Below are 25008 nucleotides of genomic sequence, written 5' to 3' on the forward strand. Positions count from 1 at the left end.
TCATTCACTTCCTCTTTGTACACCGACCATGCCGTCAACTCACTCGGACGCTCCGCCTGCATCGTCGAAGTCCGCCGATTCACCTCAATCGGTGTCCATCCTGGGCAGCCGGCACTGGTATGACTTTGTCCAACCGTGCCTGGATTCGGCATCGATTTTGGCATCTTTGGTGATGGTCAAATTCGCTGCGAGAGGTCATGTCGATGATGCATCGTTCGCAATGGGTTTGATCGCGGTCATCGTGTTCTTTCTCAGCAGCCAACTGACGGGACTGCAGCGGGGCGACCGCCGCGCCTGCACCGACAGCGAAATCATTCGAGTGCTGGCAACATGGACGATGACGATCCTGGTTCTAGGAGTCATCGCGTTCGCCACTCGCTACGGCCAATACTTTGCCCGATCCGTGATTCTTTCTTGGTGCGTGCTTTGTCCCGCCATGATCGGACTTTCACGAATGTGTTTGCGAATCGTGCAATTCGGATTGCTTCGTCGCGGCGTCGGTGTTCGCCGCGTCGCGATCGCGGGCTGCAACACGCTGGGTCACCAAACGCATTCCAACATCGAGTCAGACTCATCACTCGGTTTGCAATTCGCGGGTTTCTACGACGATCGCAATCTGACCCGCGATGCACAGGCAAACGATGATGCATCCGACGAAGGTGACTCGGGCGAACTGAATTCAACCACAACAGAGCCCGCGACTAATCTTCAAGGCGACTTGAATGACCTGATCGCGGCGGCACGTTCGGGCGAAGTCGAAACGGTGCTGGTGACGCTTCCGATGCGAGCCGAAAAACGAATCCGATATTTGCTGGACGAACTGAGCGACTCGACGGCGTCGGTGTACATCGTCCCCGATTTCTTTGTGTTTGAGTTGCTTCACGCTCGCTGGACACAAGTCGGCGGATTGCCTGCCGTCAGTGTCACTGAATCACCCATGTTTGGCATCGATGGCGTCGCGAAACGAGCGGCGGATCTGATCATCGCGACCGCAGGATTGCTCGCGATCTCTGTTCCGATGCTGGCCATCGCCTCGGCAGTCAAGCTGACCTCACCCGGTCCAGTCTTCTTCCGACAACGTCGTTACGGGTTGGACGGACAAGAGATTCGGGTTTGGAAGTTTCGGTCCATGACGACTTGCGACGATGGTGCCGTTGTCAAACAAGCCACCGCCAACGACGCTCGAATCACCCCTCTGGGAGCGATCCTTCGGAAAACCAGCCTGGACGAACTGCCACAACTTTTCAACGTGATTGAGGGGTCGATGTCGTTAGTCGGACCGCGACCTCACGCCTCCGCCCACAACGAACAATATCGCGGTTTGATCCGTGGATATATGATGCGGCACAAGGTCAAACCGGGAATCACCGGACTGGCCCAGGTCAACGGCTGTCGCGGCGAGACGGAAACGGTCGACAAAATGGAACAGCGAATCCATTTCGATCACCAATACATTCGTTCTTGGTCCCTCTCGCTCGACATTCGAATTTTGTTCCGAACACTGCTCGTCGTTTGGAAACAACCCGAAGCGTACTGACTCAACTCCCGGCATCGATGTCACATGTTCCCACTGCTGCTCATCGATGGATACAACGTGATCGGGCCGGTGGCTCCACCTTCGCGTGGTGCATCCACGAATTGGTTGCACGACGAACGTCAGTTGCTACTCAACCGATTGTCGGAACATCTGACCGACATCATTCGCACTCGCACGTGCGTGGTCTTTGACGCTCGCAATCCGCCACATGGCGTGAGCGATCGAATGTCGTTCGCCGACATGGATGTTCGTTTCGCGGTCGGCTACCCAGAAGCGGACGACTTGATCGAAGAACTGATCTTCCAACATCCAAATCCAAAGTCATTGACGGTGGTGTCCTCCGATCATCGTCTGCATGCCGCCGCCAAACGCAAGAAAGCGTTGCCAATTGATTCCGATGTTTGGTTGGACGCGTTATTGGATGGGCAAATCCAAATGGCCAAGCTTCCGAAAGCGAATTCCAAACGAAAACGTCCCAAGCAGTCCGACAGCCCATCTGGTGAATCATCCGACGAAGCGGCCTCGAGCGGTCCAACCCTGGACGCGATGCTGGACACCGACGAAATCCAGAAGTGGCTCGATCAGTACGGTTCGGACTGAGAGCGGAAACGCGATCACAACACCCCAAACCTGACTCAGCCGACGCCACGAATGCACTCTCGCGATCGTCAGGTTTCGCATTGGCCTCCCATGTATGCTGTGGCCTTCGTAGACCGATGGTCCCTTTTGAATTTTGACTCTTGGCGGATTTGACTGAAATGGCTCTGGTGTTGACTCGTGGACTGGTTGCCTTCGGATGTCTCGCAATCGCATCGGCGGCCCCGGTGCTGGCTGATGGACCGGCTGACAACCAAGCCGAAAACGTTCGTCCGATTCCGCCGGCAGGAATCGAAGTCGACGCGGAAGCCGTGGATGCTCTGCAAGCTAAAGCCGCCGTGGTTCGGAAACGCTGGCAGCAATTGGTCGACGCCGCGAAAACGGACAAACAAGGATCAACGGCACTGGCTCGATTGATCGATCTCGAACCCGAAGTCCTGGTGTTCCCTCGTGCGGTGGAGATGACGATCGAGCAATCCATTTTTTACTCGCCCAAAGCATTGTCGGACGCCGATCGATTGTTGGAAATTGCCAACGAACGAATCGACCGGATCGCCGCCGGTGCCTCCTGGGCCGAGGTGGTGGGACTGGAAACGAGCAACGAAAAGCAACTGATTGCAGGTGGCTATCGATCCAAGATCGACGATTCGTTTCAACCCTACGGTGTGGTCGTTCCAGCAAACGTGAACGTCGTGAACACGTTGCCGATCCGAATGGATGTCTGGCTGCACGGCCGAGGCGAAAAGGTTTCTGAGTTGGCGTTTCTGAACAAACACAGCAACCGGCCAGACCGATACCGAACGGGCAACGAACCGATGCCCCAATCCGCCATCGTCGCCCATCCATACGGCCGCTATAGCAACGCGTTTAAGTTCGCCGGAGAAGTCGATGTTCTGGAATTGATCGACTACCTTCAGCGCCGCGTTGCCATCGATGATCAACGCATTGCCATTCGCGGGTTTTCGATGGGTGGCGCGGGATGCTGGCAATTCGCGACGCACTATGCCGATCGATTCTTTGCTGCCACGCCCGGCGCAGGATTCTCCGAAACGCAGCTGTTCTTGAAAGTGTTCCAAGGCGAAGACGCCGCCGGGACCGCTCCCTCCCACCAAAAAACATTGTGGCAACTTTACGATTGCCCACCGTGGGCGGCCAATCTGCGAAACCTGCCGACGATCGCCTACAGCGGCGAAATCGATCGACAAAAGCAGGCCGCTGATGTCATGGAATCAGAACTGGAGAAACACGGCATCGACTTGGTGCACTTGATCGGTCCTCAAACCGCTCACAAGATCCATCCCGATGCTAAGCAAGAAATCGCACGTCGGTTGAATTTGATCGAACAACAGATTCAGCCCGGCGTTCCCCGCAACGTCCACCTGACAACCATGACGTTGCGGTATTCGAAGATGCACTGGATCGAAGTCACTGGCATGCAACAACACTGGTCACCGGCCACCGTTGATGCAGCGGTGATACGACATCCCGCTGACTCAAGCGAACAGATTGAGATCGAGTGCGAAAACGCGACTCGACTGCGACTGAACTTCGACGCAGGCCAGTGGCCTGGAAAACCCAACGGACGCGTGGGCGTGATGATCAACGGCAACCACGTCACCGACGCTAGCAACGACCCCATGGTGGGATCCGATCGTTCTTTCGCCGCCGAATTCATGTACGACGGAGAATGGAAAATCGCCACCGAAGACTCCACTTCGCTTCGCAAGCGGCCTGGGCTTCAAGGGCCGATCGACGATGCCTTCATGGACCGATTTGTCTTCGTGATGCCATCGGGAACCTCCACCGATCCGATCGTCGAAAAGTGGATTCAAGAGGAATCGAAACACGCCATGGATCATTGGCGATTGCACTTCCGAGGTGACATTCGTGTGATCCAAGACACGGAAGTCGATGCGGCCATGATGGCGAATCAAAACGTGATTTTGTTTGGCGATGCCACCAGCAATCAAGTGATTGCAAAGCTGCTATCCAAACTGCCACTGAACTGGACCCAGGAACAAATCCGCATTGGAAACAATGAGGTCGACGGGGCAGGGCACGTGCCAGTGATGATCTACCCCAACCCAGAAAGCCCGAATCACTACGTCGTGATCAACAGCGGATTCACGTTTCGCGAATACGACTATTTGAACAACGCACGCCAGACCCCCAAGCTACCCGACTGGGCGATCTTGAATGTCAGCGAAGGCTCGACCTTCCGCGACCCAGGCAAGGTCATCGCGGCGGGCTTCTTCGATGAAGCATGGCAACCGGAGTGATTCCATCCGGTGTGAGCGTTTGATGATCATCGAGTTTGAAACGCACGAAAAACGGTTCGTTCGGCGTCTCCCAATTGGCGTTCGAAAGCGTGGTGAGTATGGTCACATGGTGCTGTTCGAAACTCAGTTTCGTCCAAACCAACTCGATGGCGATGACAAAGGGCTCTCTGCTCCCCACGTCGGACTCGCTCAATTCGCGTTGTGCGACGGCAGCGTGCGTGCGATCACGCAAGAAATCGATGCGGAAATCTACAACGCCCTCGGCAGCCGCAATGGTGGCGAAGTCATCGACTCCGACGGTTTCTAAATCGTTATGCGAATGGTTGGAATTCAGCTCCATCCGATTCGAATGCCCATCTAGCAGACTCATCGCTGGAGCCCGACTGTCATGACGCTATTCCGTGGCGTCGGGCTCTTCTTGTGAAAGGTTGTATTGAGTCCGGATTTGAAGATTGAAGGCGGCCAATCGTTGATAGACCAAGGTCATTTGTTCTCGCACCGTTTTGACCTCGCCGTCTGGGAATTGAAGTTCCAGCTCCACTTCCCAATCCAGATCGTGCCCCATCTTTGAAACCACCTCCACGAAGTCTTCGGTGAAGCGTTTGCGTGCCGTCGATCCATATTGCTCGTTAGCAAATGACATGATGTCTTGGATTGGGATCCCATCGATTGAATTGAGCTGAGCCCAACCGTCCGTCAGACGAATCGTTGGCAGATCGCCTTCCCAACGCACGTCTGAGAACGGAGCCACCTTGGCGTACGTGCCTGCGTTCACGGGAGAATCAGCCACAACGACGGCTTCCGTATCAGACGATCCTCCCGATCGCGCGTGCCCGACAAAAGAGAAGACAGCTGCGACAGCCAGGGTGGAAATCACGAAGATCAGGATCAGCACCAAGATCGCCGGAGCACCAATCTGCTTTGCAACCGAATCCGTCGGTGGTTTCTCCTTGGAGCGTTTGGAGATGAGGTACCAACGTCCGAAGAACATGATTTCAAACGGAATGACAGCGGCGACGACCGACTGAAAGAACACCGGACCGGCTTGCGAAAAACTAAACCGATATCCGCAGTACCCTCCCACCAAAGTTGGCACCAAAATCATCGCTGCCATCCACCACGAGGGCACGATCCGGTTCCAATTCTCAGACCATGAGCCCCAATCTTGCCCGCCAGGAATGTCCCCTGACGTTTGTTCGTCCACAACAAGCGACGAGACCAGCTCGACCAGGTCATCGACCTCGCCGCCGTCGCTTGCATCATCACTTTCCAGGTTTGCCACGATCCTCTGCAAGTGTTCTTGCCGCGGCTGAAGCTGCTCATCGACCGCTTTTTGATTGAGTCGATAAATCTTGCGGTAGAGATAAAAAAGAAACACCCCGAACGGTGTCGTCACAAGGATGCATCCCCACCAAGTCCCCGTGGTGTTCCATGCGACATGGATGAAGAACGCCATCAGCGAAATGGTGAACGGAAGCAGGTACCACCAGAAGATGTTCCGTAACAACCAAATTTGATGTTCGACCTGCGTCAGCGATTCTTTTGCGTAAAACAAAAGTGGCTGACCAGGATCGCTTGGCGCCTTGGGATGCAGCTTGCGATCAATCAGCATGAAGCCAGCGATCCAAAGCAACACCGGAACAGTCAACCACCACGACCAAGGCAACGACATGCCGATGCCCATGGCCAACCAGATCGGAATCATCAGCAGTGACACGCCGACTTCACGCACATCTCGCCAGAAGATGATGTTGCGAAATTGGTCATGCGACTGCTGGACCTGTTGCGACAGCAACTCGGCATCGAATGTCACTTTCAACTCCGATGCATCGGCCTTCCAAGCTCTTTGAAACTTATCAAGATTCATGGTGCTGGGCCTCCGCGACTTCGACGTTCAGCAATTCGGCGAGTGCTTTCTTTGCACGACCGAGTCTCACTCCGACATTGCTCTCAGATATCCCCAGCACGCCGGCCATTTCGCGGTAGGACAATTCGTCCAAGTACAGCAGCACCAACGCGACATCGGATTTCGGCAACTGATGAATGGCCTTGTACAGTTGCTCCAGCGTTTCACGCTGCTCAGCGTGTTGGCTGGAATCGATTGATTCGGATGGAATGGTTTGCACTTCGAGCAATGGTTGCTGACACGTCCTTCGACGTTGATCCTTGCGTCGCCAATTCATCGCAGTATGCAGTGCGACGCGATAAAACCATGTTGCCGGACTGGCTTGCCCCTGAAAACGAGGCAACGAATGCCATGCCTGAAGCAAGATTTCTTGAGCGAGATCCTGGCTTTCTTCACTGCCAAGCGTGTAAGCACGCGCTACCTGAACGACCGAAGCTTTGTGCCTCTCCAGCCAATCAATGAATAGCGATTTGGCATCCTCTTCTTGCACCAGTAGCTCTCGCTCAGGGGATCCGTAAGAAGTCTCTCTATTTGTGTTGGTACCGCTGGCAGCGATCCCATTACACAAAAAGTTTGAAGTTCACGGATAAAGTTGAAAAACCTGCGTGCCCCGGCGAAAAACACCTGCCGGCCTTGAGTGACGTGAGCTTCACCCAGCGCGAGTGGATGCAACGAAAGCGGTCATGGACTCGCTTGGCGGACAAACTCGGATGGCAATTCGTACTGGCCGTCGGACGCCAAACGTGTCGTGATCAAGATCGCCGATTTGTCCGGTTTCACCACCCACACCAAAGCCTGCTTGGGATCGTCCGGTCCGGTTGCGGTTCGGTCCGGGTTGGCTCCCAGAACCAAATCCGTCAGCACGGTTCGCAATGGAACGTCGCTCTTTGCAAAGTCGCGAATCTGTTGGTTCTGGGTGATGCCCATCTTCTGCAAGTCGCCGCCGATGATCTCGATCGGTGGCAGTTGATTGTCCGACGACAAATCGCGATTGAACTCTTCGGCGATCGTGTCGACCGCGAACTGCAACGACTCTTGGTCGAAGCTGACCGACATCTTCCGGTCAAGCATCTCATCGATCGACAGTTTGGTTTGGTTGTTCGCCATCGACACGGACACTGGTTGGGTCGTCGTGTTGGTTGCCAGCAACGTTGCCAACGTCAATTGCGGCAACGCGAGTGGCGGGAGGTACGCGTTCCAAACCACATTTCGGTCCACGCGACCGGCACGCACGTTTTCTTCTGCGAACGCCCACATCGATGGAAGTCTCGCGGCAAGCAAACGCCACGACGGATCGATGTCCCGCGTCACCAGGAAGTCTTCTGCCCATCGCGGTGCGTTGTCGAGTTGTTCGCGAAGCGGCGTTGCCAAATCGGTTGGGTTGACGCCGGGTGCCGATGCCAAGCGAACCTCAACGTACGATCCCGCTGGATCAGCCGACGCATCATCGGAAGAATTCTCAGACGTCGATGCCACCCGAACCAACATACCTCCGCAATCAGCCAGCAGGTTTTGTCGAATCCAGGGAATCAAAGCCGGCGATGTCGCGTCCATCCAACGCCTCGCATCACTCACCAGAAAATTGGGCTGGGTCAGAAATGCAATCGCATCATCGGGTCGCGCGGACTGCCACAGCTCTTCCAGTAGTCGAGGCAACACAACCGGCGCACCGCCCATCTCGGCGACTTCACCGATGCGAGCAATGGAACCGACGGCGAATGCGTCGACCAGATCTTCAGCGGCTTCGGCGGGACGCCCTTTGGACATTGGATAGTACGCCAAGGCGTCGCGAGTGTCGCCGGCGTAAATCGTCTCGCCGCCGGGACCACGCGCGGCGGAAGCGTCCCAGGCGTCGAGCAACGTTTCCAACGACTTCGGCTCGCTCAATCGAATCGCGGCGGCGACTTCGGGCACGCCTTCTTGTCCGGGGAACCAAGCCAATGCGACATGAGAGATTGTGTCGGACGACACGCCAGTCCATTGGTTCAACGTCTCCAACCATCCCTGCGTTTCGGGACCGAACAACTCCAAGAGTTGGAGCTGATGAAGTCGCTGCCAATCCATCGTCACCACCGCCGCTGGACCGGGAGGCAACAAGCCGGTGGCTCGACTGACCTGCTCGCCATCGGCTTGCAAGTCCGGCGGCGCCCACAGCATTTGTTCGTTGTCGACGACTTGAATGCCGGTGGTGGATGGCTCAGGCCGACGAGCGGGCGAGCGAACAGGCGTCGTTGGTCGGTCGGTGTCGCTCGAAACGCGAGGAATGAACTTGGGGACCGGCGGACGGACTCGTTTGGCAATCTCTCGCGGAGTCTTGTCTCGCGTTGCCAACACGACGACCAGCACCAACACAGGAATGCACAACGCATAGATCCCGTACCAAGCTTTTTGATTGCGTCGCTTTCGTCGGCGGCGTGTGGGAGCAACTGAGCCAGCAACTGTCTCTTCAGCTTCAGGTTTGATTGGCGTTGTGGCCGGTTCGCTAGCATCAGTCGTTGACGTCGCAGCGGCAGCTGCCTCCACCACTTCCGTCTTTGCTACTTCTGGTTCCGCGACTCCAGTCTTCACGGACGCCGGTTGCTCCTCGTTCTCGGATGGAGTGCTCGGCGTTGGTTCCACTGAACGCTTTGGTTCAGTGGGCGGTTTTTGTGCAGGCACTGGCTTGGATGCGTCTGCCGTTTGAGTGGTTTGCTTGGACTCGTTTTTGAGATCCGCTTTGGGCTTGGTCGGCGCAGTCGCTTGCTTGCCTGCCTCAACATTCACTGCCTTAGCAACCGCTGCCTCAACTACCACAGGCTTGTCCGCGTCGGTCGAGCTTTTAACTGGTGTCTGCTTCTTGATTGCTACCTGTTTCTCAACTGGTACCTGCTTCTCTACCGGTGCCTGCTTTTTGGCTGGTGGTTGTTTCTCTGAAACTGGCTGCTGGACGGTTGCCTCTTCTGGAGTCGCCGACGCGGCCACCTTCAACGCTTGAGCGAACTGGTCGACACTTGCGAACCTGGCGTTTGGATCCTTCGCCAAAGCTGCCGCCAAGACTCGGCACAATGGATCGCCCGTCGCACCTTGCCCAACCGCGGTAGTCAACTCGGAAGGCAGCGCCGTTCGTGACGGACCTTCAAATGCCGGTCGACCGAATCGCAATTCATATCCCAAGCACCCCAGCGAAAAGACATCATCGGAAACCGTCAGCGTGTGACCGGCGGAATCAGCGAGCCGTTCTGGAGACCAATTCGATTGGTAATCTGGCGATGACTCGAGCCAAGCATCTCGATTGAGTTTGCCACCTTGGCCAGCCGCATTTGCCAGCGACGCGAACGGATCTCGGAGCAAACTCCATTGACCCGTTTCACTGATCCAGACGCGATCGCGATGAACTTCCCCATGCACCATTTTGCCCGAGTGCATCGCGGTCAGCGCGTCGCAAAGCGGGTTCATCCCGGCAACTATCTGTTGGACCGATTTGGGTTGCTTCGGCGGATCCAAGCATTTCCCAGCCGGCAACGAACTGAACACACCTGCGAAATCGCGACGGCCGCCGATGGGTTCTCCCAGCGGACCGTTTCGCAACGGCAAAATCTCGATGGGTTGCAACGACGGATGCGTCAGCTCGGCATGCGAACGCAAATTCTCAGCGGCTTCGGCCGGCAACCCAGCCGGATCGATTTGTCGCAACCAACCGGAATTCGGCTTTCCACCAGGTTGCGGAGAGTCGCAAACCACCGTTTGCCAATCAGAGAACGGAAAAGGAGCCGTTTTATCGGCTGCGACCAGCGTCAGCGGCGGAATCCGCAGGATCGGCGTGTCAGGGAAATCAGATTCCCACGTGGTATGACGCAACAACCGTGAGACCGGATATTTCGCGACACGCCCGGTTTTGACCAGCCAAGACGCCAGTGACGCGGGATCCGAAGGCGGTTGTCCCCCGTGATCGTTCGCGAAATCGGCGGCCCAGATTGGTGGGACGGAGGCGTCGGCGAGTCCGCTTTGGACCATCCGTTTCCAAAAATCAACAAGTTGCAGCGGCATGGCGACGAGAAGAAGGTACGGCAGACCGGTTCAACCGGCATCACATAGAACTTTGACCTAGTTTATTCTGTCTGTCACGTCGACACCGGATGCCTTTTCGACGAATGTTCTTCGTCCCGATGTTTTTCCAGATTCGCAACCTTGTAGAACCCCACCGTTGCCTTGAATATCGTCTACCTGACGACCGAAGCTGTCCCATTCGCGAAAACCGGTGGATTAGCCGACGTCTGCGGCACGCTGCCCAAAGTGGTTGCCGCCCAAGGCCACCGCTGTGCGGTCATCATGCCCGCTTTTTCGTCGATCGAACGTTCGTTGCAACCGATCGAAACGACCGACATCAGCTTCGCGGTCCCAATGTCCGATCAAAAGCTGATTGGATGTCGCCTGCTAAAAAGCCAGCTACCGAAAGATCCCAACGATCCAGAGGATTCGGCCGACGTCCCGGTTTACTTCATCGACCAACCGCAATACTTCCGGCGACCGTCGTTGTATGGCGACGCAAACGGCGACTACCACGATAACGCCGAACGATTCATCTTTTACTGCCGCGCCGCGATCATCGCGATGACGCGACTCGGTTATCCAGTCGATTTGGTGCACTGCAACGACTGGCAATCCGCACTGGTACCAGCATTGATGAAAGCGGAGTCGGACAAGGCGTCCAAGACTCAGCCCGTCGCGACGATGCTGTCGATCCACAACATGGCGTACCAAGGCAACTTCGGATTCGATGCGTTTCCATGGACAGGCCTGAGCTGGGATCACTTCCGACCAGAATCGTTCGAGTACTACAACCAGCTGAACTTTCTCAAAACCGGCGTGGTGACCACCGATGTCGTTTCGACGGTCAGCCCCACGTACGCTCTCGAGATTCAAACGCCACAATATGGATGCGGTCTGGACTCGATCCTGCAAGGCATTTCGCAACCAGTCGCAGGGATCATCAACGGGATCGACACCAGCATTTGGAATCCCGAAACCGATCCGCACCTCAAACGGAACTACAGCGTCACCGATTGGGCCGACGCCAAAATCGACAACAAACTCTCCCTGCAGGCCGAAGTGGGATTGCCCCAAGACCCTGACGTTCCATTGCTGGGTTTGATCGGTCGCTTGGCTGATCAAAAGGGCTGGGACCTGATTCTTCCGGTGCTGCGTCAACACCTTGCTGAATCGCGTCCGACGCAGTGGGTGGTGCTCGGCAGCGGTGATCCCAAGATCGAAGAACAATTGCGTGAACTGACCGAGCTGCACCCGGATCAATTGGCAGCGTACATCGGCTTCAGCGATGCACTGGCTCATCGCATCGAAGCGTCCAGCGACATGTTCATCATGCCCAGCCACTACGAACCCTGCGGGCTGAACCAACTCTATAGCCTTCGCTATGGAACGCCATGCGTTGTGACCAAGACCGGAGGCTTAGCGGACACAATCGTGGATGCAACTCCGGAGAACGTTGCGGCAAATCTCGCCACTGGCTTTCACTTGAATGACAGCAGCACGGGCGCACTTGACCACGCGATCAACCGGGCTCTGCAGCTTCGATATCACTCTCCCGAAAAATGGAAAAATCTTGTCGAATTTGGGATGTCGCAGGATTGGACGTGGAGGAAAAGTGCAGACCAATACATTCAGCTTTATGCCCGCACAATTTCCCTAAATCGTCGAAGGCGATCGGGAAACTAATCAGAGACCGCCGTTTTCGTGGCGGATGCGCTAGAATGGGGATGCATCTCGATTCTAGACTGCTACATTGCAGGGACGAATACTGAGCGGGGAGGTGTAACCACTCTGCCGTCGGCCCCACAATCCCGAGTCGAATCGATGAAGACACAACAGTCAGGAGTCCACATCGATTCGCGGCAGACGTCTTTGAACGAAACCTCCCGGACTGCTGAGCATTCGCGTCCGGCCGAGCAAAGTGGATTGGACACGCAAAGCGTTACGGATCTGCAAACCGAACGTGACAAAGCCGCCCCCTCTCGCAGCAACTCGCCCGCGGCAAAAACCAAACAAAGTTCTGAATCGACCTACCAACGCGCCGAGGTTTTAGTCGATCGCTTGGTCGACGCTGAGATCCTGGAACAACCGCATCGGGAAGGCAGTCACGTCGACTTTCCCGATGAGTCACACGTTCAAACGGGCCGCTCGCGGCAAGATCCGATTTCGGGCAGTTGGACGATCTTTGCTCCCGGTCGCGCTCGCCGCCCCGATCAATTCAAATCCCATCGACCGAAGCCTGACGTTTCGATGGATTGCCCATTTTGTCACGGCAACGAACATTTGACCCCCGCATCGGTTTGGTCCGCCAAATTGTCTGAGGACGAAGAAGTCGTTCCGCAATCAGCCGATTGGACCGTTCGCGTGGTCCCGAATCTGTTCCCGGCCATCAAACCCGAGAGCAAAGTCAAACAAGAACCCGCCAACGAAGAAGGCGAAAAAGAATCTCGCCTGTCACGGCTGGCTCAATCTTTGTTCGTCGAAGAGGTCGCATCGGGTGGGCACGAGGTCATCATCGAAGCCGCTCGCCACACTCGATCACTCAGCGAATTGAACCTGGCTGAAATCGCCCTCGCATTCTCCGCCTACGCGTCCCGGATGCGTCACTGGCGAAAACAACCTGGCATCCAGTTCATCAGCTTGTTCAAAAACGTTGGCCGCGACGCGGGTGCGTCTTTGCAACACAGCCACAGTCAACTGATCGCGTCCAATCACCTGCCGCATTCCGTTCGCGAGGTGAACCGACGCATGCGATTGCACTTCGCGCGGCACGGGCGTTGTTTGCAGTGCGACGTTTTGCAAGCTGAGCTGGAACGCAAAGAAAGAATCATTCACCAGTCGGATTCGCTGGTCGCATATTGCCCTCACGCCAGCCGATTCCCGTTCCTGATTCGAATCACAACGAAATCACACCTGGGATGCTTCGAAGACCTTTCGGTTTCGATGAACGAAGAAGTTGCTCGGTTGGTTCTACGGTGCGTTCGTTGGTTAGAAGCGATCATTCCGGGTGTCGCCTACAATATGATGTTGCACACGGCGCCAGTTGGTGAGCAGAACGACGGCGAAACGCATCACTGGAGTCTTGAATTGGCACCGCGAATTGGGCGGTTGGCCGGTTATGAACTGAGCTCGGGTGGAATGATCAATACGGTCTTCCCCGAAGCCGCCGCGGAAGAATTCCGCCATCAAGCACGACGCAGCGACCCGCGACACGCGTTGCGTTAGACGATCATTCGCGGACGCGACGATCACTGATCGATCAAAATTCGCCGCGGCGTTCACCGCCCGGGACTGGCTTGCTTGAGATATGATGTGGCTCCGATTGCCTCCACATCCTGTTCTCTGAATCAAGCTTGAGCCGCCATGAAAAAGCGTTGTTTTGCCGCGACCGCATTCGTATTCGCCGTTTGCCTTCTTCCAGCTCTGACGTCCCTTCACGCGGCTGATCACCTGGTGTTCGAGCCCGCCGAGGGCACCGCGAATGGCAAACACATTGTGCTGATCTCAGGCGACGAGGAATATCGCTCGGAAGAATCGTGCCCGATGCTCGGGAAAATCCTCAGCCAAACACACGGCTTCAAGTGCACGGTCTTGTTCGCCATCGACAAAGAATCCGGTAGCATCAACCCTTACCAAATCGACAACATCCCCGGCACGGAAGCCCTCAACGATGCCGACCTGATGATCCTGGCAACTCGTTGGCGAGTTCTGCCCGATGATCAACTCGATCCCATTCTGAAATTCATCAACGCGGGCAAACCAATCATCGCCTATCGCACCGCGACTCACGCTTTCAAGAGCGGTCACTACGGCGACTACGACTGGGCGAACTTTGGAATCAACGTGGTTGGCGAGAACTGGCATTCGCACCACGGCAAACACAAAGTCGAAGGCGGCCGGGCGGTCATCGTGGAAGACAACGCCAACCATCCAATACTCAACGACGTCGCCGACATCTACACGCCATCGGACATCTATGGCATTGCCAATCTCGATCAATCCGCCGCTACGGTTTTGCTGCGAGGAATGGTTGTCAAACACCTCGACGCCGCCGCTCCTCCGGTGGATGAAAAGAATGATCCAATGATGCCACTGGCTTGGTTGAAATCTTACGAGGCCCCGTCAGGCGAAACCGGACAGTGCGTGGCCACCACCGCCGGTGCCGCTGTTGATTTCCGCAGCGAAGACCTTCGTCGCTTGATCGTCAACGCCAGCTACTTCCTCACCGGAATGGACGTCCCAAAATCGGCCGATGTTTCGTTCGTCGATCCATTCGTCCCCTCGTTCTACGGATTCGAAACCGGGGAACTCTATCTCGATCGTGACCTTCGTGTGGAAGAGTTCGAACTCGGTTCTTCAGCCACCGTCTTCACTCCCAAGGGCACGTTCGCGCCAGTCGCTCATTGAGCGAATCCACCCGGCTCCCACCAAGCAACGAATTGGCTCACGGGATGAAACCCAATCATTCCGGTAACTGTTTGAATGCGCTGGGCCGGACTGCTGAATCGTTGGGGTTGTGGTGGCGATCCGTTGGCGCAAGTTTTCATCCCGGTAGGGATATCAGATGGTAGCCTTCGGTAAGCGATAGCGCCACCGATGGACACGCCCCCGACGCCGCCACTCTCCATCCCGCCGTGGCCTTTGGCCACGGCGGGATGGAGAGTTTTATGGGCGCTCGTTTTCCGGGGGTACGCTGCGACGCAGCAACCCGCGGCTACCATCTAAAATCCCTACCGGGATGAAGAAAGACAGAAGCCAGAAGGAACGTTGCATCCGCTATCAGAACGCGAATAGCAAACATTTCGCAGCCGAGTGTGAGGCCCATGACTGGCGGACACCGGAACTCACTCTTCGGCACTGGCAATGATCGGGGCGGTCACACTGCCCGCCCCGGGACGAATCGAGAGCACTCGCATGCCGATCGATTTCAACGAATGCTTGGGAAGAACGGCTCCCACCAACAATCCCAAGCAAAGCAACCGGCCGGCCGACGAGAGACCGAACAAGTAATAGTAAGTCTGTGACGTCGTTCCCCAGTACGCCAAGATCGCGGCTCCGGCCAAGGCCCCTGCACAAATAGCGAGCGTGTTGGCAAAGTTGTGATAGGTCAGCAACCGGGTCCGATGTTTCGCGGGCAAGGTCTCGAAGAACATCAGGAAGAACCCCAGCTCGTACGCGGCCCAAGCGATGCCACTGAGGATCTGAATGATCGCCAACCAAATCAGGTTGGTCGAAACGATCCACAGCGATGCCAGCGGCACCAATCCAATGCCGCCGAACCACAGCACCTTGGCCGCACCAGACTCTTCCGCGATGCGCCCCCAAAACGCGAATGAGATGACTTTGCTGAGGAAGGCGAGTGCGATCAGACCGACGTAGACGACATAGTCAAACTCCAACTGCCCCAGCATGTACGGCACAAAGTACGGGCCGCTGAGTTGAATAAAAACTTGCATGGCGACCAAATAAGCCAGCAACCGAATGGCCGATCGATCGTCCACTCGTTCTTCAGCTGGCTTCTCCGCCGCATCTTTCTGAGGAGGCTCGATGTGGTTTGCAACCTGCGATCCGTTTCGAGTCCGGTGCAGAAAACTCGCGGAGACCAAACGCAACATCGCGGCGACCAAGAACACCCCGGCGAACCCGGTCAACGCCATGTCTTGGTGGGACGTCCATTGCAACACCAAGCCGGCGACCATCAATCCGGAGAACGTACAAATCTGTTGCAGCCGAGATCGCTTTGAAAAAAATCGAGCGCGTCCCGCGACGGGAACGATCTGTTCGATCCAGGTGTTCCATGCCGGTCCGGTCGACAGGCCCGCGGCCCAGTAGACCGACGCGATCAACAGGAACATCACGATCGACAGACTTCCGGTCCAGGCCGCATACGCCAGCGGCAAAAACGCGAGCGATTGCAACACCGCGCCCGCAACGATCCAACGTCGGTAGCCGCCAATCCAAGAGATGGCCTTGGGCGAGACCAACTGGATCACTCCGCCAACCAGCAGCGGAATGCTGGCGATCAAACCCGACGCGGTTTCGCTCAGCCCCACCGCCAACGCGAACGCGGAAAAGTAGGTTTCACCGCATCCAACCATGCCGCCAAAACACGCCGCATCACCCAAGCTTCGGGTGAGGTTCCGGTCGCTTTTACCAGCGGAAGAAGTGCGATGAATCGTTGCGGGATTGAGGATTCGGTCCATTAAAAAGATGCGAAATTGTGGAAGCAGTTGTCAGGCGTGCTTGTACTTCTTTCCCGGACCATTCAACAGGTCGTTTCTTTGCAAGACTGCGGCATTACTGCGCCCACATCGGCGTCAAACCCCGCCACGTGATAAGATTCTTTCCCCCGCGAAAACCGTGAGGATTCCTTTTCAGGAGACAGACGCATGTTGGCGATGACTTGGACCGAACGGCTCGACTCCATCCTTGTGGGGCCCATGTGGCCTGCCACCGTTCTGGCCGCGTTGTTTCTGCTCTACGCCCTCGTCTCGATGCTGGGCATTTTTGAGTTTGGCGTCGACGCGGATGTCGATGTCGACTTGGACATCCCCGATCTGGATGCCCCGGATCTGGCGGGCGACGTCGGTGGCGATTTAGGCATGGACGCTTCCGGCGAACCCATGCACGGTGACTGGTTTGGCGGTGCGGGCGCGGCCACTTTGCGGGCCATGAACCTGGACCGAGTGCCGCTGGTCGTTTGGTTTTCGGTCTTCAGTGTCCTGTTTTGGGTGATCAGCTTTTACCTGTGGTTTGGTTACGACGTGCGGCGCTACGATCCCGACTTCCTGACCAGCGGATTGCTGACGATCCGCAACGGCGTTCTGGGGATCGTCGCGACCAAAATGGCGACCTGGCCACTGCACCGGATCATGGTTCCGCCGACCGAATTCCACGCCTCCAGCCTGGTTGGCGGATCGGCCACCATCGAAACCCGGCAAGCCGACGAATCGTTCGGTCGTGCACGTTTTGCGACTGATGCGGCCCCTCTGCTGATTTCCGTCCGAACCGGTGGTGAAATTATCCCAAAAGGGGTACGTGTCACGGTGGTGAACTATGATCAAAACAGCAAAACCTACCTGGTGCGGGCTGATTCTTCGGCTTCGACGTGATTCGGCGCGCCCCGCTGGCTGATATTCCACGCCTGACCAACAGGCAAAATGTTTTCGGGATTCGTCATCGAATCATCCCGCAGTCAATCACTCGAAAGAACACTCATGCTGGTTGCTCTCATCACAGATAGCCTCGCTGCGGACGTGGCGATCATTTTGGTCGGGGGACTTTTCCTCGTCGGCATCGTCGTCGCGCTCTTCTACAAGAGCTACTACGTCAAAGTCGGTCCCGATCGCGCCATCGTGAAATCGGGTTCCGGCGGCGTCAAAGCCGTGACCGGCGAAGGCATGCTGATCATCCCGCTGATCCAGCAATACGAGTTCATGGACCTCACGCTGAAAAGCTTTGAGATCCATCGCCAGGGCAGCGAAGGTTTGATCTGCCGCGACAACATTCGCGCCGACATCAAAGTCGCGTTCTTTGTGCGTGTCGACAAAAGCCCCGAAGAAATGAAAGAGGTCGCTCAGTCGATCGGTGCCAAACGCTGTAGCGAACTGGAAACGCTGCGTGAACTGTTCGATGCGAAATTCAGCGAAGCACTGAAAACCGTCGGCAAGCAATTTGACTTCGTCGATCTGTACGACCAACGCGACAAGTTCAAAGAAGAAATCCTCAAAGTCATCGGCACCGACCTCAACGGTTACCGCCTCGACGACGCCGCGATCGATTACCTGGAACAAACGCCGTTGGACATGCTCAGTCCAACCAACATCCTCGACGCCGAGGGCATCAAGAAGATCACCGAACTGACCTCGATGGAAAAGGTCAAGGAAAACCAGTTCACCCGCGACAAAGAAAAGACGCTGAAGAAGCAGGACGTCGAAGCCGAAGAAACGATCCTCGAACTGGAACGACAACGCGTCGAAGCGGTCGAAAAACAACAACGCGAAATCGCAGAAATCACTTCGCGTGAACAAGCCTCGGCTGCGAAAGTTCGCGAAGAACAACGACTGGAATCCGAACGAGCCCGCATCCAAACCGAAGAAGAAATTGGCATCGCCGAAGAGAACAAGGCTCGTCAGGTCTTGGTCGCAATGCGGAACAAGGAAAAGACGGACGCGGTCGAACTGGAACGCGTCAACCGAGATCGCGACTTGGAAGCCACCGAACGCATGCGTGTCGTGGGCGTCGCCGATGTCGAGAAAGAAAAAGCGATCGAAGTCGAGAAACGCAACATTCAAGAAGTGATTCGCGAACGCGTCGCTGTCGAACGTGCCGTGGTCGAAGAACAAGAACGGATCAAAGACACCGAAGAACACGCCAAGGCCGAACGTCAAAAAACGGTCCAAATCACCGCCGCTCAAATGAAAGCGGAAGAAGAACTCATCCGACAAACCAAGCTGGCTCAAGCCGAGAAGGAAAGCAGCGAGTTGCTGGCTGAAAAAGTCCGCATCGAAGCCGAAGCCAAACGCGACGCGGCCGAAAAAGAAACCGCCGCAACGAAGATGCTGGCCGAAGCCGAAGCCGCTCAAGCCGCTGCCGCTGGTTTGGCCGAAGCTCAAGTCCAAGAGGCCAAAGCCGTCTCACTGGAAAAAGAAGGCATGGCCGAAGCCAAGGTTTCTCGCGAGAAATACACGGCCGAAGCGACCGGTATCACCGAGAAAGCAGAAGCGATGAAGAAGCTGGACGGCGTCGGCAAAGAACACGAAGAGTTCAAACTCAAACTGGAGAAAGAGAAGTTCGTCGAAGTTGCTGCGATCGAAGCTCAACGCGGAATTGCCGAAAGCCAAGCCGGTGTCATCGGCGAAGCCTTGCAAGCCGCTCGAATCGACATCGTTGGTGGCGACGGAGAATTCTTCGAACAGATCACTTCCGCGGTCAAAGGCGGCAAAGCGATCGACCGATTTGTCTACAACAGCCAAGTCGCGACGGACGTCAAGAATACGTTCTTCGATGGCAACGCGGATTACTTCCGCGATCAAGTCAAAGAGCTGATCTCACAGTTCGGATTGGACACCGACGGCGTGAAAGACCTTTCCATCGCGGCTTTGATTGCCAAGTTGATGGGAATGTCCAGCACCGACGATGTTCGAACGCAGTTGACCAGCCTGCTCAGCATGGCTGGGACCGCCAACGTGGCCGACCAAAAGGTCAGTCGCTTGCTCACGTCCGAGTCCAATACCGTTCCAGCGAAAAAAGTCTCGCCTAACGGGAAGAAGGCCTGATCGTGGCTGAGGACGCTTCCACCGAAGCGACTTCGCTGCCTGGTTCCGCTGGTGATGGTGGATCGGATGCAGGGATTTCCAAGGACGCCGCCTCGCAGTTGTCGGGCGGAACCTACGAAGTCCTTCGCAACCGCCTTCGCACCGCCGCCGGTGATCTTCGCGATCGACTCGCCAAGCTGAACGAAGACCGCGGCGAAGTCTTCGGGAACATCGAAACGCGATTGATTGCGACGCAGCGGGTCTCGACCGAACACAACTGCGTCCCACGAGACATTGTCTCGATCGGCGACGAGTTCCTGTTTGGATACAACGTTCAGTTCGGATTGAAAACCGAGATCGAACTGGCCGACGTGTTCTCGATCTACCGCATGGAATCCACCGAGTTCCATGAACGGCCACTCGAGCGAATCATGGACGATCGCTTCGTCAGTGATTTCCACGAGCTGTACCGGTTCTACAAAGACACCACGTTCCTGCGGTTCTTTGTGTCCGGCCCGATCTTGCACATGGTGTTTCAAGTCGGCAAAACCGCTCGAGACATCAAATCATTCAAATGGCGTCGCAGCCCCGAAGGCCTGCAATACGTCGACAATCGCAGCGACCACGAAGTCCGCTTGCCCGACCAGCACGAATTTCGCTGGCAGAGGACAACGCGGGACATGCATCACTACGGTGAGCACCCGCATATCTCCATCGATGACCGCGTGTTCGTCGAAACGGTCGGCGGTGACCTGACGATCAAAGTCGAAAACAACACCAGCGTCGGCGAAGGCATCTACGCCGAACCGGTCGACAACTTCGACCAAAAACTCGACGACGCGGAGATTCATTACGCAATCGTCGGTCACTTGGTCTTGCTGAAGATCAAACCGTATCAAGAGAACCAATTTCGCTACATCATCTTCAACGGCAAGATCAACCAAGCGATCCGTTTGGACGAGATCCAGCACGCCTGCGTAATGCTGCCGGGCGACCAAGGTCTGATCTTCCCCGGCGGTTATTACTTGCAATCCGGCGAGTTCAAACGCTTTGACCACGGACTGGTCGACATGCGTTACGAGCGAACGATCAACTCGCCCAACGGCGAAGACAGCTTGTATCTGTTTTCCAATGTGGAAGACGGAACCTACATCCAACTGCGTTACAACCAAATCCGCCAGTCGGTCGACACACCGCTCGTGTGCCACGGTCAAACGTTCTTCGAAGCCGGCGAAATGGTCTGCTTCAAAGGCCAAGACACGCCGCAGAAGCACCATGCGATTCAGTTGTGGCAAACGCCGTTCACCAGCGAAGACTACCTGCCCGAGAACCAAACCGATTCGTTGCTGTTCAAAATCGGCAACAAAGACTTGGTTCGCGGGATGGCCGAGTGCAGCGAACTGCTGCAACTGATCGAGAAGGACGACAGCTACAACGATTTGTACATCGACCTGTCCAAGAAGTCCGGCGATGTCCTCGACAGCTACTTCTGGATCGACAACGAAGAAACTCATCACCTCGCCGAACCACTTCGCAAAATTCGCGAAACGGCGGGAGCGGCGATCGAAGAATACGAAAAAGTCGTTCGTGTTCGCGAAGCCACCGCCAAGCAAACTCGCCAGGTCCAATCGGACACGAACACGACGCTGAAAGAGATCGAGCGTTCGCGGTTCACTTCGATTGACCAGTTCGTCGCTTCGCTGGCGCAACTGCGAGTCCAGAGAGGCCGTGCGATCGCTTTGCGTGAACTTCGGTTCGTCGACCTTTCCGTCGTGGAAGAATTGGAATCGGTCACCGCCGAGCAATCGGATCGTCTCAGCCGTCGCTGCGTCGAATTCCTGCTCGGCGAAGATGCATTGCAACCTTATCGCGACCGGGTTGCCGAAGCCGATAACCGCGTTCCCGAAATCAAGGGCGTCGCTCAAGCCAAAGAACTCGAAGCAGAGATCGACCAATCCGCTGCCGATTTGGAATTGCTGACCGAAACGGTGAGCAACCTGCAGATCGACGACGCGACTCAGCGCACCACCATCATCGATGCGATCGGCGACGTCTTCGCGACCGTCAATCGCGTTCGCAGTGCGCTGAAAAATCGCAAGCAAGAACTGATCGGCGTCGAAGGCCGAGCCGAATTTGCATCGCAGTTGAAATTGCTCGAACAAACCACGACTGGCTACCTCGACGTCTGCGACACGCCCGCTCGTTGTGACGAGTACCTGACGAAAGTCATGGTGCAACTCGAAGAGCTCGAAGGTCGCTTCGCCGAATTCGACGAGTTCATCGAAACGCTCGCCTCTCGTCGCGAAGACGTTTACGGCGCTTTCGAATCGCGAAAAGTTGCGTTGGTTGAAAAACGCAATCGACGTGCCGAGGCTCTCAGTTCCGCCGCCGAACGGATCCTCAGCGGGATCCAGCATCGCGTTTCGAACATGGAATCGATCGATCAAATCGCTGCGTACTTCGCTGGCGACTTGATGGTCGGCAAGATTCGCAGCCTGATCGAAGAACTCGATGAACTCGGCGATGCCGTTCGCGTCGGTGATTTGCAAAGCCGCCTCAAAACGCTTCGCGAAGACGCGCTACGAGGCCTCAAAGATCGCCAAGATCTCTACGAAGACGGTGGCGATGTCATCCGACTGGGCGAACGAAAATTCGCGGTCAACACTCAGCCTCTGGACCTGACGACGGTCCTACGAAGCGACGAACTCTGCCTGCACCTGACTGGCACGCAGTACTTCGATCCCATCGACGACGAGCGACTGATCGCCGCCCGCGACATTTGGAACCAATCGCTGATCAGCGAGAACTCCGACGTCTACCGAGCCGAATTCCTGGCGATGGATCTGTTCGAATCCGGCCAAGCGGAATCGATTCAAGAGTTGGAAACGTTGAATGCGGCTTGGGTCGCCGAACGCATGGCCGGCCGTTTCGATGAAGGCTATGCCAAAGGCGTTCACGATGTCGACACCGCGATCATCTTGCGAGGTTTGATTGACCTGGATCGGTCCATTGGGCTGCTGCGTCACGCTCCATCACTTCGCACCGCATCCCAGCTTTGGTGGCAATGCTTCCTCGACACCAAACAACGCACCAAAATGAAGAACTGGATCGCGGGCTTTGCCAAGCTCGCGATGGCGTTCCCTCAAGCTCAACCTGCCGTCGAATTCCGTCAACACCTGACTGAACTGGCAGCCGAACATCAATCCGAGTGGATTGTACTGTTCGAAAAAGTGATCACGCCGGAACGGATCGCCGACTACCTGTTTGAACAACTGACGAGGGCACCCGACAAGGTCGCCATCAGCGGCCAAACAAACACGTTGCACGAAGACTTCCTTCGCTCGCTTCCCGAGTCGGATCAAAAACGGTGGGTCCTCGGCGGCCTGAAACCCAACACTGCCTCTCCGGTTCACACCTTCGTGCTGGCTCGCAACTGGGCCGACGCGTTTCTGAACAAACGGGCGAACGACGACAGCAATGAAACCGGTGACTCACCGCATTGGTACCGAGACGAATTGGCTTGGCTGATTTTCCAATCCGCGATGGATGCCAAAAAAACAACCACGACGGCTCGACCTGCCAACGAAGTCATCGACGTCCCCGTCGCGAAACGCCTGACGGGGTTGGTTGGCAGCCATGCCCGAATCGGACGTGGCGAGATGCCGCTGCACTATCACGAATACATCACGCGACTGCGTGGCTACCGCGAAAATGTGGTGCCGCGATTCCGCTCGCTTCACCAAGCCAAAACCGAGTGCGTCGAGTCCGCTCGCGAATCGATGCGTTTGGATGAATTCAAACCTCGCGTCCTCAGCAGTTTCGTCCGCAACCGATTGCTCGACGAAGTTTACCTGCCGCTGATCGGCGACAACCTCGCCAAACAGATGGGAACGGTCGGCGAAGACAAACGCACCGACCGAATGGGATTGCTGCTGCTGATCTCGCCACCCGGCTACGGCAAAACAACGTTGATGGAATACATCGCCAGCCGACTGGGTTTGGTGTTCATGAAAATCAACGGCCCCGCGATCGGTCACGGTGTGACGTCGTTGGATCCAGCGGAAGCCCCCAATGCCGCGGCCCGCGAAGAAGTCATGCGTTTGAACTTGGCGCTCGAGATGGGCGACAACGTAATGCTGTACCTCGATGACATCCAACACACGCACCCGGAATTGCTGCAGAAGTTCATCTCCTTGTGCGATGCCACACGAAAAATCGAAGGCGTTCGAAACGGAAAGACGCGAACGTATGACCTGCGTGGCCGGCGAGTCGCGGTGGTCATGGCGGGCAACCCGTACACCGAATCGGGCGATCGCTTCCAAATCCCCGACATGCTTTCCAACCGAGCCGACGTTTACAACTTGGGCGAGATCATCGGCGAATCGGCTGACGCGTTCGAGATGAGTTACCTCGAGAACTGTTTGACCAGCAACGTGACCTTGGCACCGCTTTCCAACGCGTCGCCATCGGACGCTCGAGCGATCATCGCTGCGGCAGGACGGGATTCTGTCGAAGGCATCGAACTGGAAGCCAATTTCAGCTTGGACCAAATACGGGACATGTTCGAAGTCACTCGCAAATTGCTGCGAGTCCGTGATGTCGTGCTGCGAGTCAACCGCGCCTACATCCGCTCGGCCGCCCAAGCCGACGAATACCGGACCGAGCCGCCGTTCAAGCTGCAGGGCAGTTATCGGAACATGAACCGGATCGCCGAACGAGTCGCTCCGGTGATGAACGATGCCGAACTGCAATCGCTGATCATCAGCAACTACGAACAAGACGCTCAAACGCTGACGACGGACAACGAAGCCAACGTCCTGAAGTTCAAAGAACTGATGGGCATTCTGACTTCGGAAGAGAAACAACGTTGGGACGCGATCAAGTACGCGTTTGTGGAAAGCGTTCGGATGGCGGGAATGGACGGCGAAGACCAGGCCGCTCAAGTCCTCCGGCAACTCGCGTCGATGCGAGATGGTCTGGAATCGATTCGGCAAGTCATCGCCAAGGCCATCGCGATGGAAGATCACTCGGCCGAAGAACGCATGGATTCGCGAGTCGACACGCTGCGTCAAACGTTGCTGTCGATGGGCGAATTGATGTCGGGCCGTTTGGAATCCACCGCGAGTCAGCTCGAAGCCATCTCACGGCAACAAGCCGCTTCGCCGCCCGACCAAAAGATCCTGGTTCAACACAAAGTCCCACGCGTGATCGCGGATTTGGTCAAAGGGCAATTCCACCTGATGCAGGAATGGATGCGTCCGCTGCTGGAAGAATCGATCGACAACAGCCGCGATCTCGGCCGATTGCAGGAACAACTCGATCAAATGCTGAAAACGTACCAGGACGTGGAGAACTCATTTCGATCACCGGACGATTCGGCTTGACGGAACGCCGGTATCTTGCCAT

General features: G+C 56.2%; 14 protein-coding genes. 10 read left to right on the forward strand and 4 right to left on the reverse strand.

Going from position 1 to position 25008, the window contains the following annotated elements; translation table 11 throughout:
• Nucleotides 1-28: 28 nt before the first annotated feature.
• The 4 genes from CEE69_RS19060 to CEE69_RS19075 all read left to right on the forward strand — a co-directional run bounded on the left by CEE69_RS19060 (nt 29) and on the right by CEE69_RS19075 (nt 4720).
• A complete protein-coding gene (locus CEE69_RS19060) occupies nt 29-1537 on the forward strand; it encodes an undecaprenyl-phosphate glucose phosphotransferase (protein ID WP_099262213.1) in 1509 nt (502 codons plus the stop codon).
• Nucleotides 1538-1561: 24 nt separating this feature from the next.
• Nucleotides 1562-2137: an NYN domain-containing protein gene (locus CEE69_RS19065; protein ID WP_099262214.1), complete on the forward strand. Its 576-nt coding sequence runs from the start codon at nt 1562-1564 to the stop codon at nt 2135-2137.
• A 140-nt stretch (nt 2138-2277) separates the two neighbouring features.
• Nucleotides 2278-4413: a prolyl oligopeptidase family serine peptidase gene (locus tag CEE69_RS19070; RefSeq protein WP_233215398.1), complete on the forward strand. Its 2136-nt coding sequence runs from the start codon at nt 2278-2280 to the stop codon at nt 4411-4413.
• Between the two features lie 22 nt (nt 4414-4435).
• Nucleotides 4436-4720: a DUF1559 family PulG-like putative transporter gene (locus CEE69_RS19075; RefSeq protein WP_233215399.1), complete on the forward strand. Its 285-nt coding sequence runs from the start codon at nt 4436-4438 to the stop codon at nt 4718-4720.
• Between the two features lie 87 nt (nt 4721-4807).
• On the opposite strand, the gene CEE69_RS19080 is transcribed toward CEE69_RS19075, so the two are convergent.
• From CEE69_RS19080 to CEE69_RS19090, 3 genes are all read right to left on the reverse strand, one after another.
• On the reverse strand, nt 4808-6280 hold the full coding sequence (locus CEE69_RS19080; RefSeq protein WP_099262216.1) for a hypothetical protein: 1473 nt from the start codon (nt 6278-6280) through the stop codon (nt 4808-4810).
• Nucleotides 6270-6809 carry an RNA polymerase sigma factor gene (locus CEE69_RS19085; RefSeq protein ID WP_099262217.1) on the reverse strand — a complete coding sequence of 180 codons (540 nt, stop codon included), beginning with the start codon at nt 6807-6809 and terminating at the stop codon, nt 6270-6272. Before CEE69_RS19085 ends, CEE69_RS19080 begins: the two co-directional genes overlap by 11 nt.
• Before the next feature lie 191 nt (nt 6810-7000).
• A complete protein-coding gene (locus CEE69_RS19090) occupies nt 7001-10345 on the reverse strand; it encodes a serine/threonine protein kinase (RefSeq protein WP_233215400.1) in 3345 nt (1114 codons plus the stop codon).
• Nucleotides 10346-10507: 162 nt separating this feature from the next.
• Between CEE69_RS19090 and glgA the strand changes: the two genes are divergently transcribed.
• The 3 genes from glgA to CEE69_RS19105 all read left to right on the forward strand — a co-directional run bounded on the left by glgA (nt 10508) and on the right by CEE69_RS19105 (nt 14752).
• Entirely contained in the window at nt 10508-12031 is a 1524-nt protein-coding gene (gene glgA / locus CEE69_RS19095) for a glycogen synthase GlgA (protein WP_099262218.1), read from the forward strand.
• 138 nt (nt 12032-12169) lie between these two features.
• The gene (locus CEE69_RS19100; RefSeq protein ID WP_099262219.1) at nt 12170-13570 is read left to right on the forward strand and encodes a galactose-1-phosphate uridylyltransferase; all 1401 of its coding nucleotides are present in this window, start codon (nt 12170-12172) and stop codon (nt 13568-13570) included.
• Nucleotides 13571-13708: 138 nt separating this feature from the next.
• Nucleotides 13709-14752, forward strand: coding sequence for a ThuA domain-containing protein (locus CEE69_RS19105; protein WP_099262220.1), 1044 nt, complete (start codon nt 13709-13711; stop codon nt 14750-14752).
• Nucleotides 14753-15189: 437 nt separating this feature from the next.
• Here CEE69_RS19105 and CEE69_RS19115 read toward each other — a convergent pair whose 3' ends face one another.
• Entirely contained in the window at nt 15190-16575 is a 1386-nt protein-coding gene (locus CEE69_RS19115) for an MFS transporter (protein ID WP_099262222.1), read from the reverse strand.
• Nucleotides 16576-16734: 159 nt separating this feature from the next.
• Between CEE69_RS19115 and CEE69_RS19120 the strand changes: the two genes are divergently transcribed.
• The 3 genes from CEE69_RS19120 (at nt 16735) to CEE69_RS19130 (ending at nt 24986) form a co-directional block, all read left to right on the forward strand.
• The gene (locus CEE69_RS19120) at nt 16735-17457 is read left to right on the forward strand and encodes an OB-fold-containig protein (protein WP_099262223.1); all 723 of its coding nucleotides are present in this window, start codon (nt 16735-16737) and stop codon (nt 17455-17457) included.
• A 105-nt stretch (nt 17458-17562) separates the two neighbouring features.
• Complete coding sequence (locus CEE69_RS19125; RefSeq protein ID WP_099262320.1) at nt 17563-19623, forward strand: flotillin family protein; 2061 nt, start codon at nt 17563-17565, stop codon at nt 19621-19623.
• 2 nt (nt 19624-19625) lie between these two features.
• Nucleotides 19626-24986 carry a DNA repair ATPase gene (locus CEE69_RS19130; RefSeq protein ID WP_099262224.1) on the forward strand — a complete coding sequence of 1787 codons (5361 nt, stop codon included), beginning with the start codon at nt 19626-19628 and terminating at the stop codon, nt 24984-24986.
• Nucleotides 24987-25008 lie beyond the last annotated feature (22 nt).

This window comes from Rhodopirellula bahusiensis (assembly GCF_002727185.1).
GTDB lineage: Bacteria > Planctomycetota > Planctomycetia > Pirellulales > Pirellulaceae > Rhodopirellula > Rhodopirellula bahusiensis.